The following is a 17,473-nucleotide window of genomic DNA, read 5'->3' as shown; positions in this document are numbered from 1 at the left end:
TTCTCTCCATTCTACCCGCCCGGGCCGCGTTCGCGTCACGCGGCGTTCAGGGCCGCATCGTCAGTTGCATGATCCGCAGCAGCCGCTTGGGCGGCACCGGCTGCGGGGTGATCTCGAACCGGGCGAGACGCCCGGTCATTTCGGGGCGGCCAAGGAATTCCTCGACCCGGTGTATAGTGTTGCCGCCGGGCGTAATCGTCGAACAGCAGCGTCAGCGGCCGTTCGGCCAGGAACAGGGCCGCAAGCGCGCAGCCCTCGCGGAAGCGCCCGTCGACCAGCACCACGTCGGGGTGGCGGAACTCGGGCAGCTCCCAGACCTCGAGCGGGTAGCGCGGCCAGCGGCGCCATTCGCTCTCGTCGACCGGGTGGCCCCAGTCCTTCGTCTCGCCGATGTCGGACCAGACGATATCCACTTCGGTGCCCATCGCGGGCGGGTTCCCGGCCAGCCAGCCGCGCATCATCTGCGCCCAGTCCCGGTCGCTCTCGACCGAGAACACCGACTTGCCGGGCATCCCGGCGGCCAGGGCGGTGGAGCCGCCCGAGCCGTATTCGAGGATGACCTCCGCCCCGGCATAGAGCTCGCGCAGCAGCGCGGCCTCGGCCTCGGGCATGGTCAGCTCCGGGCGCGTTATGGGCGCCGCGACGCTCACTCGATCACAACCGCCGTTCCGGAGGCGGAGACCATGAGCATCGTGTCGCCCACCACCTCGTAGTCGATGTCCACGCCGACCACGGCATTGCCGCCGACCGCCTTTGCCCGTTGTTCAAGCTCGCGGAAGGCGACCTCGCGGGCGTCCTGCAGCTTGCGCTCGTAGGCGCCCGAGCGGCCGCCGACGATGTCGGTGACCTGAGCGAAGAGATCGCGGACGATGTTGGCGCCCATGATGGCCTCGCCCACCACGATGCCCTTGTAGGCGGTGATGCGGCGGCCTTCGACGTTGTTCGTGGTCGTGATGATCATGGTTTTATTCCAAGGGTTTGCCATGTGACCTTCGTGCGATCCTCGTGGGGTCCCGTCGTCGTCCTCAGGTGTTTGCGAGGTAGTTCACGGCCATCATGACGACCAGCGCGAGCCCGCCGGCGGCGCTTGCCGTCAGCAGGATCGAGCCGCCCAGCAGCCCCTCGGTCTTGCCCTTGCGCTTGCGCAGGGACAGACCGATCAGCAGGCCGAGGAACACGCCGATGCCGGCGCCTGAAGATTGCAGGGCGAGTTGCTGGAGCATCCCGAAGCCCTCCCGGACGCGGCGGGCGTCAGCCCACCGAACCCTCGAGCGAGATGGCCACCAGCGCCTGCGCTTCCATGGCGAACTCCATCGGCAGCGCCTGCAGCACCTCCTTGCAGAAGCCGTTGACGACCAGCGCCACCGCCTCTTCCTCGTCCATGCCGCGCTGGCGGCAGTAGAAGAGCTGCTCGTCGTCGACCTTCGAGGTGGTCGCCTCGTGCTCGCAGCGCGAGGAGTTGTTCTTGACCTCGATGTAGGGGACCGTGTGGGCCCCGCACTTGTCACCGATCAGCAGGCTGTCGCACTGGGTGTAGTTGCGGCTGTTCTTGGCCTTGGGGTGCATCGACACGAGGCCGCGGTAGGTGTTCTGCGCCACACCCGCCGAGATGCCCTTGGAGACGATGCGCGAACGCGTGTCCTTGCCGAGGTGGATCATCTTGGTGCCGGTATCGGCCTGCTGGTGGTTGTTGGCGATGGCGATCGAGTAGAACTCGCCCTGGCTCTCGTTGCCGCGCAGGATGCAGGACGGGTATTTCCAGGTCACGGCAGAGCCGGTCTCGACCTGGGTCCACATCACCTTCGCACGGTCGCCGCGGCAATCCGCGCGCTTGGTGACGAAGTTGTAGATGCCGCCCTTGCCGTTCTCGTCGCCGGGGAACCAGTTCTGCACCGTGGAGTATTTCACCTCGGCGTCTTCCTCGACGATGATCTCGACCACGGCCGCGTGCAGCTGCGCGGTGTCACGCTTGGGCGCGGTGCAGCCTTCGAGGTAGCTCACGTACGAGCCCTTGTCGGCGATGATCAGCGTGCGCTCGAACTGGCCGGTGTTCTCGGCGTTGATGCGGAAGTAGGTCGAAAGCTCCATCGGGCAGCGGACCCCGGGCGGCACGTAGACGAAGGAGCCGTCCGAGAACACGGCGCTATTGAGCGTCGCGTAGAAGTTGTCCGACACCGGAACCACCGAGCCGAGGTATTTCTTCACCAGCTCCGGGTGCTCGCGGATCGCCTCGGAGATCGAGCAGAAGATCACCCCTGCCTTCTCGAGCTCCTTCTTGAAGGTGGTCCCGACCGAGACCGAGTCGAAGACCGCGTCCACGGCCACCCTGCGGTCCGAGCCCGCGGTCGCGGACAGCGCGCCCGCCGCGTCGGCGGGCGCGTCATCGGCGCCCTCGACGCCCGCGAGGATCATCTGCTCCTTCAGCGGGATGCCGAGCTTCTCGTAGGTCGCCAGAAGCTTGGGGTCGACCTCGTCGAGCGACTTGGGCTTGGTCGCCATGCTCTTGGGCCGTGCGTAGTAGTACTGTTCCTGGAAGTCGATCTCGGGGTAGTCGACCATCGCCCAGGTGGGTTCCTTCATCTGGGTCCACCGCTCGAACGCCTTGAGGCGCCATTCGGTCATCCACTCGGGCTCTTCGTTCTTCTCCGAGATCAGCCGCACGATGTCCGGGTTCACGCCCTTGGGAGCGTATTCCATCTCGATGTCGGTTTCCCAGCCATACTTGTAGGTCGAGATGGCCTCGACCGCATCCACGGTTTCCTGCTCGACCCCTTCCTTGACGGTCACGTTGTCGAAGGCTGCCATGCGTTCTCTCCTGTCATCACGCCGGGGCGTGTCCTGTTCGCTCGCGCGCCCGGGGGCGCCCATCCATCCGCGACGCCAGCGCGCCACGCTCAAAGTCCAGACCGCCCTGCGGCCATCCTGTCCCGGCCGACCCGCGGCCCGTGCGCCTAGGGCGCCTCGAAAAGTCGGAAGCGCCTTCCGGCGCTTCGCCGCGGCGCCTCCGGCGCATGTCTCCCGCGCGCGAGGCGCTGGTCTTGCGCGCCTCTGGCGCTTTCTGTTACGCGCCTCTGGCGCGATGCTTCCGGTACTGCTTGAGCCAGGCATCGGCAAAACGCAGCACGTCCTCTTCCGTCACATCCGGCCCAAGGCTCACCCGGATCGCGCTGCGCGCGGTCTCCTCGTCGTGACCCATGGCCCGAAGCACTTCGCTCGGCCGCAGCTTGCCGCTGGAGCAGGCCGATCCCGCGCTGACGGCGAATCCAGCCAGATCCATCTGCATCACCTGCGTTTCGCCCTTCCAACCCGGCAGGGCGAAACAGGAGGTATTCGGCAGGCGCGAAGCACTATTCCCGACAAAAATAGTCTCTTTTGCGCCGTCCGCAATCACATTCTCTAGAATGTTTCTAAGTTTTTCAACTTTTGTCCAGAGCCCATGCTCAAGATCCCGCTGAGACGCCAGAGCCGCCGCCGCGAACCCCATGATTCCAATCAGGTTTTCCGTACCGGCCCGGCGGCCCATCTCCTGGCCGCCGCCCAGCATCCGCGCCGAGAGATCCGTCCCGCGCCGCAACACCAGCGCGCCGATTCCCTTGGGACCGCCAAGCTTGTGGGCCGAAACCAGCGCCGCAGTGCAGCCAGCCCAGTTGAATGCGAAGGGGATCTTGCCAAAGGCCTGCGTGGCGTCGACCACCGCAAGTCCCTGAGGCAGCTCCTGAATCACCCCGGTCTCGGAGTTGGCCGCCTGCAGCGCGGTGCGGGCGGGATCGCTCACCACCACATGCCCCGCCGCATCCACCGGCAGCACCGCGTCGATCCAGGCCCGGACCGCGTCATGCTCGACCGCCGCGCCCCGCAGATCGCGCCCGGCACAGGCCAGCGCCGCGGCCTCGGTCGCGCCCGAGAGGAACACCACGTCCGCCCCGTCGGCACCGAAGGCCGAGGCCACCTCGGCCCGCGCCCGCTCCATCATGCCCTTGGCCACCCGCCCCTCGGCATGCACCGAGGAGGGGTTTCCCGTCACATCCATCGCGGCGATCATTGCCTCCCGCGCTTCGGGGCGCAGCGGTGCGGTGGCGTTCCAGTCTAGGTAGACGCGCTTCACGGTATCATCCTTCGGATCGGTCTCGGGTCACGGGCGGCGACGGCGAACGGGGTGCCCCCGCTCACGGCCTGCCGCAGCCCATGCCACAGGTCGTCAGGGCTCGTCGACCACCGAAAACAGCGAAGGCACCGCCGGACAGGGCGCCAGCGTGTTGTCGATGACGTCCGACAGCCGGGTCTGGTGCAGGAACACGTAGACATGCGCAGAGAGGCTCTGCCACAGCCGGTTGGTGAGCGACTGCGCCCGGCTGCCCGAGGCCGCCCCCGAGGCGCCCGCGCCCTTGTGCATCGCGTCCACGGTCTCGTCGACCGCGGCGAGAATATCCACGACGCGGATCTCCGACGCCGGGCGTGCCAGCCGGTAGCCGCCCCCCGGGCCGCGCACCGAGGCCACCAGCCCCGCCCGCCGCAGCTTGACGAAAAGCTGCTCCAGATAGGGCAGCGACACGTCCTGCCGTTTCGAGATATCCCCGAGCGTCACCAGATCTCCGTCCGGCTGCATCGCGATATCCGCCAGCGCTACCATCGCGTAGCGCCCCTTCGTGCTGAGCTTCATGCCACACCTCCCGCTCCGAAAGCCTCTGACGATTGACCTTGACCGACCGATTGCATATCTGCAATCCAGCCCGCCCGGCTTCGGCGCCGGGCATGAGAAACGTTCTGAGGTCTCTTAGCATTTTCGTCAAGATTATGCCCGAGACCCGTTGAGGAGCAGATTGCACCGATGCCCGAGGTCATTTTTCCCGGACCCGAAGGCCGTCTTGAAGGCCGCTACCACCCCCAGAAGGACAGAGACGCACCGATCGCGATCATCCTCCACCCGCACCCGCAGTTCGGCGGGACGATGAACAACAAGGTTGTCTACAACCTTCACTACGCCTTTTACAATATGGGTTTCACTGTTCTGCGGTTCAACTTCCGCGGCGTGGGACGCAGCCAGGGCGAATACGACCAGGGCATCGGCGAGCTGAGCGACGCGGCCTCCGCGCTCGACTACCTGCAGTCGATGAACAACAACTCCAAGCACTGCTGGGTCGCCGGCTTCAGCTTCGGAGCCTGGATCGGCATGCAACTGCTGATGCGCCGCCCCGAGATCACCGGATTCGTTTCGGTCTCGCCGCCCGCGAACATGTACGATTTCTCGTTCCTCGCCCCCTGCCCGTCCTCGGGCCTGATCATCAACGGCACTTCGGACCGCGTGGCGCCGCCCGCGGACACCACCGCGCTGGTCAACAAGCTCAAGGAACAGAAGGGCATCACGATCACCCACGAGGAAATCGAGGGCTCGGGCCACTTCTTCGAAGAGCCGCACATGGAGACGATGATCGGCTCGGTCACCGGCTACGTGAAGCGCCGGCTCACGGAAAGCACCCGCTGACGATTCGCCGCCGCGCCCCCGTTCAGGTCGGGCGCGGCGCTGTTTCCGGCTGGGCCGCCCCTCCTGCGGCCACCGCGATTCCCTCTTCCGAAGGCTCGGGCGCATCCAGATCCGTCGCGAGATGGCGCAAAGGCTTCGGCCGGTAGCGCGATCTCGTATCGCGCCAGCGCAGCCGTGCCGCCTCGGACACGTCCCGCACCAGCCCCGGCGCATGTGGCGCCATCCGGTCCACCGGGTTGTGCCGCAGCAGCCGCGCAAGGACCCCCGGCGGGGCGCTCTGGTTGCAAAGGCTCACCGACATGTCCTCGGCTTCCGCGTATTCCCCCAGACGCGCCGTGTCGAAGCTCAGCCCCTTCTGCGCCGCGCCCCGCGCCACCCACGCCAGCGAGATGTTCGACAGCCCCACGATGTCGCCGCCCCCGCCCACCGAGCCGTGGTCACCCGGGAACCATTGCTGCAGGTAATCGCCGCCGCCCGCGCCGTTGAGCTCGTCGAGATTCTCCCACAGCGTCGGCGGGAAGGTCCGGCGCCGCTCGTCTACCGACACCGCGTGACGCGCCGCCAGCACACTGCTCGAGAGGTGCAGATCGTGGAAGCCATGGCTGCGGTTGAAGAGCCGCGCCAGCAGCTTGTAATGGCCTGGCACCCCCATCGCGCCCACCGTGTCCCAGACCCCGAGATAGGTGACGGTGAAGAGCGGCACCGCGGGCAAGCCCTGCGCCACGCGCCACGCCTGTTCGGCTTCACTGGTGGCAAGATGCGGCGAATAGACCGCGCGGAACCTGAAGCTCTCCTCGTGGTCGGGGCGCGTCTCCTCGGCGCTGTTCCGGTAGCGCCGCAGCGCCTCGGCGGCACGATAGGCCTGGGCGTGCGGTGGCAGCCCCGAGGCCCGCAGCATCCCCGCCAGCGACCGCGCGGTGAAGGCGCCGCGCGAGAAGCCGAAGATGAAGACCTGGTCGCCGGGCTCGTACTGCTCGGCGATGAAGCGGTAGGCGGTCATGATGTTGCGGGTGACACCTGCCCCGAACACCCCGCCCCGGAACCGGTCCCAGGCCTTGGCAAAGCCGGTCATGCCGAAGCCGGTGCCGACGCCGGGGATGTACTTGGGAAGCTGCACGACGCCGTCGCTGCCGGTCTGCAGCGTGGCGCTGTGCAGCTTGTAGACATTGGTCGCGAACCTCGCGTCCGGCCGGTTCCAGGTGCCGTCGCAGAAAATGGCGATGCGCTTCATACGTGCCCCCCTCGTTCGCCCCTCACCTCAGCCGACGCTAGCACGCCCCGCGCGCCCGCGTCTCCCCTTCGCGCGGCCCTGCGGCAAGACACGGGCGGGTGCTTCCATCCCGGGCGCGCTTTCCGCTATGACGGGCGGGACCCACATGCAGACGAGGTGCACCATGTCGCTGACCCAGGAACTGGCGGACAAGCTCGCCGAGGACACGTTCAAGGCCATGAACGCCACCGGCGACGACCGCTTCTACATGGAGGTGGCCAAGGTGATCGGCGCCTCGTCCACGACGCTGGAAGAGGCCTACCTGACCTCGATCCGGGTGCGCCTCGCCGAGCGCCGGGCGCGGCAGTTCATCCTGGAGCGGCTCGAGGGCAGCGCGACGGGCGGCGACCAGTGACCGCCCGGCTCGACGCGCAGATGGCCTTCCTGATGGAGGCCGACCGGCTCAAGGCCATCACCCGCGCCACCCGCAACCACGACGGCCGCTTCGAGAACTCGGCCGAGCACAGCTGGCACCTCGCGCTCTTCGCGCTGGTGCTGGCCGAGCACGCGCCGGAAGAGATCGACGTGGCGCGGGTGATCCGCATGCTGCTGATCCACGACATCGTCGAGATCGACGCCGGCGACGCCCCGATCTTCGGCGAGGTGGACGAAGCCGCGAAGGAGGCCGAGGAACTCGCCGCCGCCCGCCGCCTCTTTGGCCTGCTGCCCGAGGCGCAGGGCGCCGAGCTGCTGGCCCTCTGGCTGGAGTTCGAGGCCAACGAGACACCGGACGCGCGCTTCGCCAAGTCCCTCGACCGCTTTCAGCCGCCCAACATGAACCTCGCCATCGGCGGCGGCAGCTGGAACGACTACGGCGTCACCCTCGATGTCTTCGAGGCCAAGGTCGGCCCCAAGATCCGCCGCGGCGCCCCCGCGCTCTGGTCCTGGATCCGCCCCCGCGTCGCCAGCTTCTTCGCAGGCCCCTGACCGCCCGGCCACAAACGCCCAGCCGGCGGCACGGTCACGATGCCTCCGGCGGGAGTTTATCTGGCAAGATGAAGACTCATGCCGACCCGCGCTGGCCTCTGCTTCGCCGGTGTCTTTGCGGGCCGCCGCTGAGAGCAACTGCAGCGCAAGCGTCATCGTGGTGCCGCCTCCAGCGGGAGTTTACGGGCAAGATGAAGACACCTGCCACCCCACACCAACCGCCGCCCTTCATCTTGCCGGATAAACTCCGGGGGTGAGGCCGCAGGCCGAGGGGGCAGCGCCCCCTGCTTCCGCGTCATCCGTGCGACATCGGACCTCCCGCAAAACCGCAGCCGCGCGCAGGCAAATCCCGAGCTCCGTAACCGGCCAGCATCGTTGCAGTTGCCCACCGCCCAAGTCCTCAGCACGTCCCACAGCAAAAGGGCCGCCGCGCGATGCGGCGGCCCTTCAGACCTCGGGTGATGCGGGACGGCCCCCGTCAATAGTGGATGGCGCGGCCCCAGGCGTCGAGGACGCTCTCGTGCATCATTTCGCTGAGCGTCGGGTGCGGGAAGACCGTATTCATCAGGTCTTCCTCGGTGGTCTCGAGCTGGCGGCCCACCACGTAGCCCTGGATCAGCTCGGTCACTTCCGCGCCGACCATGTGCGCGCCCAGAAGCGCGCCGGTCTTCTCGTCGAAGACGGTCTTCACCATGCCCTCGGGCTCGCCCAGTGCGATGGCCTTGCCGTTGCCGATGAAGGGGAAGCGGCCGACCTTGATCTTGTAGCCCGCCTCCTTGGCCTGCGCCTCGGTCATGCCGACGCTCGCCACCTGCGGGTGGCAGTAGGTGCAGCCGGCAATGCTGTCGGGGTCCACAGCGTGCGGGTGGCCGCCGGCGATGAGCTCGGCCACCATGACGCCCTCGTGCGATGCCTTGTGCGCCAGCCACGGCGCGCCCGCCACGTCGCCGATGGCGTAGACGCCCTCGACCCCGGTGCGGCAGTACTTGTCGACCACCACGTGGGTGCGCTCGACCTTGGCGCCGAGCGCCTCGAGCCCCAGCCCCTCGGTGTTGCCGACGATGCCCACGGCGGAGATCACCGTGTCGAACTCCTCGGTCGTGGTCTTGCCGTTCTGCTCGATATGCGCGGTCACCTTGCCCTGCCCGCGGTCGAGCTTCTTGACCATGGTCTTCTCGCGGATCTTCATGCCCTGCTTCTCGAACTGCTTCTTGGCGAATTTCGAGATCTCCTCGTCCTCCACCGGCAGGATGCGGTCCATGACCTCGACCACCGTCGTATCGGCGCCGAGCGTGTGGTAGAAGCTGGCGAACTCGATGCCGATGGCGCCCGAGCCGATCACCAGCAGCTTCTTCGGCATGCGCTTGGGCTGCAGCGCGCCCTTGTAGGTCCAGACAAGGTCGCCATCCGCTTCGAGGCCCGGCAGCTCGCGCGCCCGGGCGCCGGTGGCCACCACGATGTTCTTCGCGGTCAGCTCCTCGGTGCCCTTGTCGGTCTTCACCGAGACCTTGCCCTTGGCGGTGATCGTGGCCTCGCCCATGATCGAGGTCACCTTGTTCTTCTTCAGAAGATGGGTGACGCCGGAATTGAGCTGTTTGGCCACGCCGCGCGACCGCTTCACCACCGCGTCGAGATCGAAGCCGATGCCCTCGGCCTTGAGACCGTACTCCTTGGCGCGGTGCATGTAGTGGAAGATCTCCGAGGAGCGCAGCAGCGCCTTGGTCGGGATGCAGCCCCAGTTGAGGCAGATGCCCCCCATGTGCTCGCGCTCCACGCAGGCCACCTTGAGCCCGAGCTGCGCGCCGCGGATTGCGGCCACATATCCGCCGGGTCCGGCGCCGATGACGATCATGTCGAAGCTTTGGGAAGCCATGGCTCTCTCCGTCCGTGTCAAATTAGTTTGGCATTAAACCATTTTCCGCAACGCTTCAATGTAAAGCCAACCCCGGCGGGCGGTTTCCTGTCGCACACAACCCTGAGCGTCACTCCGGGCGTCATGGTCGCAGCATGGAAAAAGGCCCGCGCGACAGCGATCGCACGGGCCTTCCGATGGCTTTGCAAGGGCTTGCACGCCGCCCGGGCCGTTTCAGGCCGCCTCGGCCTGAAGTTTGCGCAGCGTGGCGCCGTAGCCGCCCTGTTCGACATAGGCACGCTCTGCGGCGGTCGATGAGCGGTCGAGCGCCGAATTTCGCGTCGGGAAGCGGCCGAAGTCGCGGATCACCTCGCGGTGGGCGCGGGCGTGCAGCAGGTTGCTGTCTCCGGTCTCCTGCATGCGCTCCTTGAGAAGGCGGATGCAGCGGTCCTGGTCGCAGAGGTTCTCGGAGTGCATCAGCGGCAGGTAGAAGAACTGCCGCGCGGGCTCGTCGATCTTCATGTCCCAGCCGCGCCAGATCGCCTGCTTCGCCGCCGCGAGCGCGATCTCGTCCGAGGCGAAGGCCTTGCCGTTGTCGCGGTACATGTTGCGCGGAAACTGGTCGAGCAGCAGGATGTAGGCCAGAGCCCCGCTGGGATAGGTCAGCCAGAGCCCGAAGCGGCCTTCCATCGCCGCCTCCCAGGTCTCTTCGAACAGGTCGCGGACGCGGGCGTCAAGCGCCTCGTCCTTTGCATACCACCGATCCGGCCCGACCTCGTCGATCCAGAATGCCAAGATATCTTCCGGCCCCGTCATGGCCTCATGCTCCTTTCACCTCGCCCTCACCCCGGGCGTCACACGAAGGTTACAATTCCCACCAACGGAACCGAAAGTCACGTTTTCTGTCAATTACGACATTCCGACAGTGACAATCAGCTCGTCTGCTGCGTGGATCCACCGGGTTCTCCGGCAAGGTCCGCCGCTTCGGCGGCTTCCGCGGCCTCGATGGCCACCTCCTGCATGACCTCGAGCGCCACCGGCGTCGCGGTCGGCAGCACCGCCGTGTAGGCCCCCGTCTCGTCGACCGTGGGCGCCTTGCGCTGGGTCATCCGCCAGACCGCGTAGACGGTGAGGCCGAGCAGCAGCACCGCGATCAGGCCGAAGAAGCCGCCCAGTCCGAAGGTCTGGATCGCGTAACCGGTGACGATGGGACCGGCGATGGCGCCTACCCCGTTGACGAACAGCATCCCCGCCGAGGCCGAGGCCATGTTCTCGGGCTCGAGGAAGTCGTTGGTGTAGGCAATGAGCAGCGAATAGAGCGGGTTGGCCGCCCCGCCGGCCACGAGAGCGGCGAAGAGCAGCACCGGGAATTTCTCGGGCATGGCGGCGGCCACGCAGGACGCGAGCCCGCCCGCCAGCGCCACGAAGGCGACGAGGCGGCGGCGGTCCATGCGGTCCGAGAGCCAGCCCAGCGGGTATTGTGTCACCAGCGCGCCCACGTAGAAGGCCGCCACGAACATCGAGATCTGGGTGAGCTTCAGCCCGGCCTCGGCCGCGAACACCGCCGCCATGCCGAACTGGGCCGAGAACACGCCGCCCAGCAGGAACATGCCGGTGACCCCGAGCGGAGACACGCCGTAGAGCTCACGCAGACTCATTCTTCGGGTGGTGTCGAAGGCGGGGGTCGGCGCGACCGACAAGAGAATCGGCGCAAAGGCCACCGAGACCAGCACCGAGGGGATCACGAACAGCAGGAACCCCGACGGATCCGGCACCAGCAGGATCGCCTGCGCCGCGATGATGCCCAGCATCTGCACGATCATGTAGGCCGAAAGCGCCTGCCCCCGGCTCTCGTTCGACGAGGCGTTGTTGAGCCAGCTCTCTGCGGTCACGTAGACGCCGCAGTAGCAGAAGCCGATGACCATGCGCTCGGCGGTCCAGACGATGGGATGCGGGAAGGCCGGATAGAGGATCAGCACCGCCGAGATGAACGACCCCAGCGCGGCGAATACCCGCACGTGCCCGACCCGGCGGATCATGCCCGGGGTAAGCCGCGACGCGAGCAGGAAACCGGCGAAATAGGCCGACATGACGACCGACATCTCGAAGGCCGAGAACCCCGCGCCGCTGCCGCGCACGCCGAGCAGAGACCCCTGCAGGCCGTTGCCCAGCATCAGCAGCAGCATTCCCAGAAGCAGAGCCCAGGAATGTTTAAGAACGTCGAGCATGTCGTGTCTCCTCGTCGCCACATGGCCGGGCCTGAATCAGTGGCGTAGCCCTGCCTGTCCCGCTCCGCTGGTGCAACCCCTTGCGGGAGGCGAAACGTGGCAATTTCGTGGCAGTTTGCCGTTTGACCGGCGGGTCGTTGCTAACGGCGCCCGGGAATTCCGGATTCCGAATACTTGTAGCCCGTTCCACGAGGATCGCCCTTGCGGCGTCGCCACGGCGCAGCACTGCATTCCGGACGGGGATCAGGGTGTTCGCGCGACCCCACGGGACAACCGCTCGTGACGATAGGAGCAAAAAGTCACTTGCCCGCATATCGCTTCCCTAAGCCAGTCTTACATTCGGCATTTTCGCCCCTCGACATCGGCAGGTCCAAATTGCATCAACTTATCAACTCACTACCCTTAAGGACGAGTGAACCCGGCAGCTTCTCGGCGATACTCCCGAAAAGTCGCCGGGATGTTCGCGCCTTCTGTCATGTCAGAGCGCCGGCCGACCTGCCCGGCATCCGCGGCGCAGGAGAGTGCGATGACGGCAAGGTTCCTGTTCAGGACATGGGCGCGGCGGTTCCGGCTCTGGTCTTTACGGGCTCGCCGCTGGGCGCATGGCTCGACGACACGGTGGAAGACACCGGCGCGCTGCCGGGCGGCGCGCTGGACCTGCCCGGCAGGATCGTCAAGCCGCTGGCCGAGGAGATCTCGGCGTTCACCACGGACCTGCCGTTGCTGCCGATCTGCCTCAACGCGCGCACCATGCTGAACTCGGCCACGGTGGTGCTGCGCTGAGCCTCGTCAGGGGATCAGCAGCGAGGAATCCCCGTACGAAAAGAAACGGTAGCGCTCGGTGATGGCATGATCGTAGATCCGCTTCATCCGCTCCTGCCCCATGAGCGCCGAGACCAGCATCATCAGCGTCGATTTCGGCAGGTGGAAATTGGTCATCAGCGCATCGGTCACCCGGAAGGTGAAGCCCGGGTAGATGAAGATGTCGGTGACCCCCTGCCAGGGCGCGATGGCGCCGGTGTCGCGCGCCGCGGTCTCGAGCAGGCGCAGCGCCGTGGTGCCGACCGGGATCACCCGCCCGCCCGCGGCCTTGGTGGCGGCGATCTCGGCGGCGGCGCTGTCCGAGACCTCGCCCCATTCGCCGTGCATGCGGTGCGTGGTCACGTCCTCGACCTTGACCGGCAGGAAGGTGCCCGCACCCACGTGCAGCGTGACCTTGGTGAAGGCGACCCCGTGCGCCCGCAGCGACTCGAGCAGCGGTTCGTCGAAGTGCAGCGAGGCGGTGGGCGCCGCGACGGCCCCATTCCGCTCGGCCCAGACTGTCTGGTAATCTTGCTTGTCCTGCGCATCCGCCGCGCGCCTGGCGGCGATGTAGGGCGGCAGCGGCATCGCGCCCGCCTCGGCCAGCGCCGCGTCGAAATCCTCGCCCACGAGGTTGAAGCGCAAGAGCCCCTGCCCCTCTTCCCTGGACTCGAGCACCGCCGAGAGCGCGTCCGAGAACACCACCGTCTCGCCCTCGCGCAGCTTCTTCAGCGGCTTGACCAGCGCCGCCCAGCAGCCGTCCGCCCGCGGCTCGAGCAGCGTGACCTCGATCTGCGCGCGCGTGAGCCCCTGTGCGCCGTCACGCTCTCGCGTGCCCGAGAGCCGCGCCGGGATCACCTTGGTGTCGTTCAGCACCAGCCGGTCGCCGGGGCGCAGCCACTGGGTCAGGTCGCGCACCACCGCGTCGGTCAGCCTGTCGCCATCGGCCACCAGCAGCCGCGCCGACGAGCGCGGGTTCGCGGGCCGGGTCGCGATCAGCGCCTCCGGCAGGTCGAAATCGAAGTCGGAGAGTTTCATGCAGGTCCTATTGCGTCACGCTGGGGGGCGGGCGCCGGAAGATGTCACGGAACATGCCGGGGGTGAAGACCGAAAGCGGGTTCACCGAGGTGCGCGGCGCGTCCACTGGCCCGGCAAGGTTGAAGTTGAACCCGATCAGCCCCTCGCCCTTGCGCGCGAAGAGCCGCCCGATGCCGTTGATGATGTAGACCGGCGACAGCACCCCCTGCATGTCCATCGTCCGGCTGCCGAGGTTGTAGTAGCCGTCCATCGAGATGCCCATCGACGGACCCACCGCGCTCGAGCGGCTGACGATGACCTGCTGCGGCGTGAGCCGGAACCGGGCCTCGACCTCGCTGAAGAACAGCCCCGAGCCGTTCAGCTCGTCGATGAGCCCCACCACCGAGACCGCGTCGAGCAGCCCGGTGATGGCGGGGGCGTTCTTGAGCCGCGCGCCCTCGATCTCGAGCGCGCCGTCGTATTCGCCCGCGCGCCCCTGCACCGGGGTCAGCGTGAGGTCGAAGGTCCCGTCCTGCACGTTGCGGAAGATCCCCGCCCCGGCCAGCACGTCGCCCGCGTCGCGGCTCTGCAACCGCATGGCGCTGCGGCCATGCTGGGGAATGATGCGCCCCTTGATGGGGGCGGTGCCGCCGACCCGCGCCTCGAAACTGCCGTCGAGGCCGCCATTGCTCTGGAAGGCGCCCTTGAAGGCGGTGAGATACATGGTGTCCGTGATGTCGAGCCGGTCGAGATCCACGGTGATCGGCCCGCCGCCGCCCGCACCTCCGCCGCCGCTGGCACCGGTGCCGAAGGGTGCCCGGCGCATGTCGAGCCGCCCCGAGGTCAGCCGCACCGCGGGCGCCGCGCCCCGGCCGCGCGCGCTCAGCACGGCGGAGGCGTCGAGCCAACCGGCGACCCGCAGCCGCGGCAGGGTCAGGCTGCTGAACTGCCCCGCGCCGTCGAGCGCCAGCGAGCCCGCCGCGTCGAGCCCGGCGGCCTTGAGCGCGAGCCGGTCGACCGACACCGGCGACGACAGCCGCCCCTCGACCTCGAACGTACCGGTGCCGCCCTGCGACAGGCTCCAGCCGATCTGTGGCAGCGACAGGCCGACGCCTGCCAGCGACGAGGCCAGCGAGAAGCGCGGCACCTGCCCCTTGTCGATCTCGACCGTGAGCTGCCCCTTGCCGCTGCCGGTGATCGTGCCCGGCGCGAGCTTCAGCCCCAGCGCCTTCGCCACCGGCTCCGAGAGGGTGATCTCGCCCGCGACCCGGCTGCCCGAATCCGGTGCCAGCGGTTGCGTCCAGCTGCCCTCGAATGGCACGCCCGACATGTCCGCCGGCCCCGAGATCACCAGCCGCGAGTCGTCGAGATCGAGCAGCAGCCGGTCCGAGCTCAGGGTCTTGCCGGGCACCACCTCGTCGCTGCTCACGCCGGTCAGGACGCCCTGCGCGGTGATCTCCATCTCCTCGCGCTTGGCCCCGCGCTTCAGCGGCACCACGATGCGGCCGGTGACCTCGGCATGGCCCTCACCCAGCTGCACCGGCTTGCCGGCCTTGCGCATGATCTCGAGCTTGGGGCTGTCGAGATATGAGAGCGCCGCCACCAGCGGCCCGGAGGCCGCCAGCGTGACTTCGCCGCTCGCGGGCTTGGCGCGCAGGTCGGGGATCACGAAGCGGGTGCCGGTGCCGTCGATCTGGCCGCCCTCGGGCGGCGTCACGTGACCGGATTCGATGATCGCCGCCAGCCGGTTGTCGTAGATGGTGAGCTGTCCGGTGGCATCCTCGAGCCGCGGCAGGTGCTTGGCATAGGTGAGCTCGACGCCCTCGACGCGGGCGTCGATGTAGCTCTTGACCGGCTCTCCCGGGGCCATGCGCAGGGCGAAGATGCCGTCGTGGACCGAGCCCGCGTGGATGTTCTCGGCCACCCAGCGGCGCGCCGGCGGCGCCGCCGCCTCGGGCCAGTGCGACAGCAGCGTCTCGGCGCTCAGCTCCTCGATCTGCCCGTCCACCGCCAGCCGCCAGCCATCGCTCTCTGCGGCAAGCTCGCCCGAAAGCCGCAGCGGCAGCGCCGGGTCGGTGCTGCGCAGCCGCCCGAGCCGGTAGCGGAAGGGCCGGAAGTCGAGCTGCCAGTCGAGCTCGGCACCCGCCAGCGTCAGCGGCCTGTCGAGAAAGCCCTCGGGGTCGGCCTCGAACCTGGTGACGCGGAACTGGCCGGTCATGCCGTCGGGCCAGCCGCCGTCGACCCCGTGCAGCACCGCGCGCCCATCCGAGACCATGGTGCCGAGCGCGCTCGCCACGGTGATCTCGTCGAAGGTCAGCGTGGTGGTGGCGGGATCGTAGGAGAAATACGTCCGCCCGAGCTGGAACGGGATCGGGCGGGTGCGGGCGTTGGGTTGCAGCACGCCCTCGCCGATCTGCAGTGTGGCGTTCAGCGCGCCAAGCTGGCCGTCCTCGGTGGCGGTGCCGCGCAGCGCCCCCGAGATCGGTGCCCGCAGCGCCTCGAGCCAGGCCAGCGCCGGGCTCTGGCTCGCGATATCCTGCGAGTCGAGCCCCGTGAGGTTGAGCCCGAAGCTGCCCGAGGTCTCACCGATGACGCTCTCGGCGTTGATCGCCAGCGTCGCCGCCACGTCGCCGCGGCCGAGCAGCGACACGTCGCCCGCTAGCCGCAGCCGCCCGTCCTCGCGGGTGAGGCTCAGCCGCCCGCCGTCGGCGGTCCAGCCACGCCCGGCGCGGGCGTCCTCGTAGCGGATGGTCAGCGCCTCGGCGCGCAACTCCTGCAGGCCGGCGAGCCGCGGGTCGGCCACCGCCGCATCCACTTGCGCGATGATGGTGGGGAAGTCCGGCATCCTGGTGCCCGAGGCGAAGACGTCGCCAAGCGCCAGGCCCAGCCGCCCGTCCTCGTCGCGGCGCAGGCTCAGCATGGCGCCGGAAAGGCGCGCCGCGCGCAGCGCCACCTCGCCCCGCAGGAGCGGCGCGGGCGCCAGCCCCGCCTCGAGATCGGCCAGTGTCGCCACCGGCGCGCCGCTGTCGGTGCGGATGTCCACGTCGGTCAGCACGATCCGCGCCAGCGCGTCGGACTGCACCAGCAGCCGCACGTCGCCGAAGCGGAAATCGAGCCCCGGCACCGCCTCGTTCAGCCGCGCCTCGATGCGCGCGCGCAACCAGTCCGGGGCCGACAGCGGCCGCCCGATCAGCGCCAGCACGCCCGCCCCCACGAGCAGCGCGAGCACGCTCAGCACCGCAAAGACCCCGCCCGCCAGACGACGCTTTCGCCCGCGCCGTCGCGGCACCGGCCGCTCCGTCGCGCTTTCCGTGCTCTCCTCGCTCACCGTTTGCCGGCCTCTTGCTTTGCTTTGTCGTTCCGGCGTTCTACACCGTCTCACGGCATTTGAGAAACCAAAGAGCGGAGCGCAGCATGAGCGACATGGCCCCAGACTTCACCCTGCCCTCGACCACGGGAGAGGACATCACCCTTTCGGCACTGCGCCCGGCACCGGTCGTGCTGTTCTTCTACCCGCGCGACGACACCTCGGGCTGCACCGTCGAGAACCTCGATTTCACCGCGCTTCTGCCCGAGTTCGAGGCCGCGGGCGTGAAGGTCTTCGGCATCTCCAAGGACAGCATGGCGAGCCACGAGAAGTTCATGGCGAAAAAGTCGCTGACCGTGCCGCTGCTCTCGGACGAGACCGACACCGTGTGCGAGGCCTACGGCGTCTGGAAGGAAAAGAAGATGTACGGCAAGACCTTCATGGGGATCGAGCGCAGCACCTTCCTGGTCGACGGCGACGGCCGGATCGCGAAGGAATGGCGCAAGGTGAAGGTGCCCGACCACGCGGCCGAGGTGCTCGCGGCCGCCAAGGCGCTCTGAGCGCCACCTATGGCCGGACACGGGAACAC

General features: G+C 68.1%; 16 protein-coding genes and 1 pseudogene. 5 read left to right on the top strand and 12 right to left on the bottom strand.

The annotated features are described in order from the left end of the window. Nucleotides 1-46: 46 nt before the first annotated feature. The 6 genes and pseudogenes from BLQ77_RS07950 to iscR form a co-directional block, all read right to left on the bottom strand. A pseudogene (locus BLQ77_RS07950) lies at nt 47-611 on the bottom strand (hypothetical protein). 35 nt (nt 612-646) lie between these two features. Beyond that, nucleotides 647-961 (bottom strand): heavy metal-binding domain-containing protein, encoded by a 315-nt coding sequence (locus tag BLQ77_RS07945; protein ID WP_008884549.1) that lies wholly within the window; start codon nt 959-961, stop codon nt 647-649. Between the two features lie 64 nt (nt 962-1,025). Then, entirely contained in the window at nt 1,026-1,223 is a 198-nt protein-coding gene (locus tag BLQ77_RS07940; RefSeq protein ID WP_008885012.1) for a hypothetical protein, read from the bottom strand. Nucleotides 1,224-1,251: 28 nt separating this feature from the next. Next, nucleotides 1,252-2,805 carry a Fe-S cluster assembly protein SufB gene (sufB, locus tag BLQ77_RS07935; protein ID WP_008885791.1) on the bottom strand — a complete coding sequence of 518 codons (1,554 nt, stop codon included), beginning with the start codon at nt 2,803-2,805 and terminating at the stop codon, nt 1,252-1,254. Nucleotides 2,806-3,061: 256 nt separating this feature from the next. Next, a complete protein-coding gene (locus BLQ77_RS07930; RefSeq protein WP_089957604.1) occupies nt 3,062-4,105 on the bottom strand; it encodes a cysteine desulfurase family protein in 1,044 nt (347 codons plus the stop codon). A gap of 93 nt (nt 4,106-4,198) precedes the next feature. Next, nucleotides 4,199-4,660, bottom strand: a complete 462-nt coding sequence (gene iscR, locus BLQ77_RS07925) for a Fe-S cluster assembly transcriptional regulator IscR (protein ID WP_008883644.1) — start codon at nt 4,658-4,660, stop codon at nt 4,199-4,201. Nucleotides 4,661-4,828: 168 nt separating this feature from the next. Here iscR and BLQ77_RS07920 point away from each other — a divergent pair, with 168 nt between their 5' ends. Further along, nucleotides 4,829-5,482 (top strand): alpha/beta hydrolase, encoded by a 654-nt coding sequence (locus BLQ77_RS07920; RefSeq protein WP_008884311.1) that lies wholly within the window; start codon nt 4,829-4,831, stop codon nt 5,480-5,482. Nucleotides 5,483-5,504: 22 nt separating this feature from the next. Here the strand turns inward: BLQ77_RS07920 and BLQ77_RS07915 are convergent, their stop codons facing one another. Then, complete coding sequence (locus tag BLQ77_RS07915) at nt 5,505-6,713, bottom strand: T6SS phospholipase effector Tle1-like catalytic domain-containing protein (RefSeq protein ID WP_089957602.1); 1,209 nt, start codon at nt 6,711-6,713, stop codon at nt 5,505-5,507. Nucleotides 6,714-6,876: 163 nt separating this feature from the next. Between BLQ77_RS07915 and BLQ77_RS07910 the strand changes: the two genes are divergently transcribed. Together BLQ77_RS07910 and BLQ77_RS07905 are read left to right on the top strand one after the other, a co-directional pair. Then, nucleotides 6,877-7,107 carry a hypothetical protein gene (locus BLQ77_RS07910; RefSeq protein WP_008885836.1) on the top strand — a complete coding sequence of 77 codons (231 nt, stop codon included), beginning with the start codon at nt 6,877-6,879 and terminating at the stop codon, nt 7,105-7,107. After that, nucleotides 7,104-7,679 (top strand): HD domain-containing protein, encoded by a 576-nt coding sequence (locus BLQ77_RS07905; protein WP_089957599.1) that lies wholly within the window; start codon nt 7,104-7,106, stop codon nt 7,677-7,679. The genes BLQ77_RS07910 and BLQ77_RS07905 overlap by 4 nt, the downstream gene beginning before the upstream one ends. Before the next feature lie 478 nt (nt 7,680-8,157). Here BLQ77_RS07905 and lpdA read toward each other — a convergent pair whose 3' ends face one another. From lpdA to BLQ77_RS07890, 3 genes are all read right to left on the bottom strand, one after another. Continuing rightward, complete coding sequence (gene lpdA, locus BLQ77_RS07900) at nt 8,158-9,552, bottom strand: dihydrolipoyl dehydrogenase (RefSeq protein WP_008884626.1); 1,395 nt, start codon at nt 9,550-9,552, stop codon at nt 8,158-8,160. Nucleotides 9,553-9,765: 213 nt separating this feature from the next. Continuing rightward, entirely contained in the window at nt 9,766-10,347 is a 582-nt protein-coding gene (locus BLQ77_RS07895; RefSeq protein WP_008885559.1) for a DUF924 family protein, read from the bottom strand. A gap of 116 nt (nt 10,348-10,463) precedes the next feature. Continuing rightward, the gene (locus tag BLQ77_RS07890; protein WP_008886234.1) at nt 10,464-11,759 is read right to left on the bottom strand and encodes an MFS transporter; all 1,296 of its coding nucleotides are present in this window, start codon (nt 11,757-11,759) and stop codon (nt 10,464-10,466) included. Nucleotides 11,760-12,311: 552 nt separating this feature from the next. Here BLQ77_RS07890 and BLQ77_RS07885 point away from each other — a divergent pair. Further along, entirely contained in the window at nt 12,312-12,542 is a 231-nt protein-coding gene (locus BLQ77_RS07885) for a hypothetical protein (protein ID WP_089957595.1), read from the top strand. Between the two features lie 6 nt (nt 12,543-12,548). On the opposite strand, the gene queA is transcribed toward BLQ77_RS07885, so the two are convergent. Next, nucleotides 12,549-13,598, bottom strand: a complete 1,050-nt coding sequence (gene queA, locus BLQ77_RS07880; RefSeq protein WP_089957591.1) for a tRNA preQ1(34) S-adenosylmethionine ribosyltransferase-isomerase QueA — start codon at nt 13,596-13,598, stop codon at nt 12,549-12,551. Between the two features lie 7 nt (nt 13,599-13,605). Continuing rightward, nucleotides 13,606-16,905, bottom strand: a complete 3,300-nt coding sequence (locus BLQ77_RS07875; protein WP_242661647.1) for a YhdP family protein — start codon at nt 16,903-16,905, stop codon at nt 13,606-13,608. 86 nt (nt 16,906-16,991) lie between these two features. On the opposite strand from BLQ77_RS07875, the gene BLQ77_RS07870 reads away from it, so the two are divergent. Then, on the top strand, nt 16,992-17,444 hold the full coding sequence (locus BLQ77_RS07870) for a peroxiredoxin (RefSeq protein WP_089957587.1): 453 nt from the start codon (nt 16,992-16,994) through the stop codon (nt 17,442-17,444). Nucleotides 17,445-17,473: the final 29 nt, after the last annotated feature.

This window comes from Salipiger thiooxidans (assembly GCF_900102075.1).
GTDB classification, from domain to species: Bacteria; Pseudomonadota; Alphaproteobacteria; order Rhodobacterales; family Rhodobacteraceae; genus Salipiger; species Salipiger thiooxidans.
This window is presented reverse-complemented; position numbering and strand designations above follow the sequence as displayed.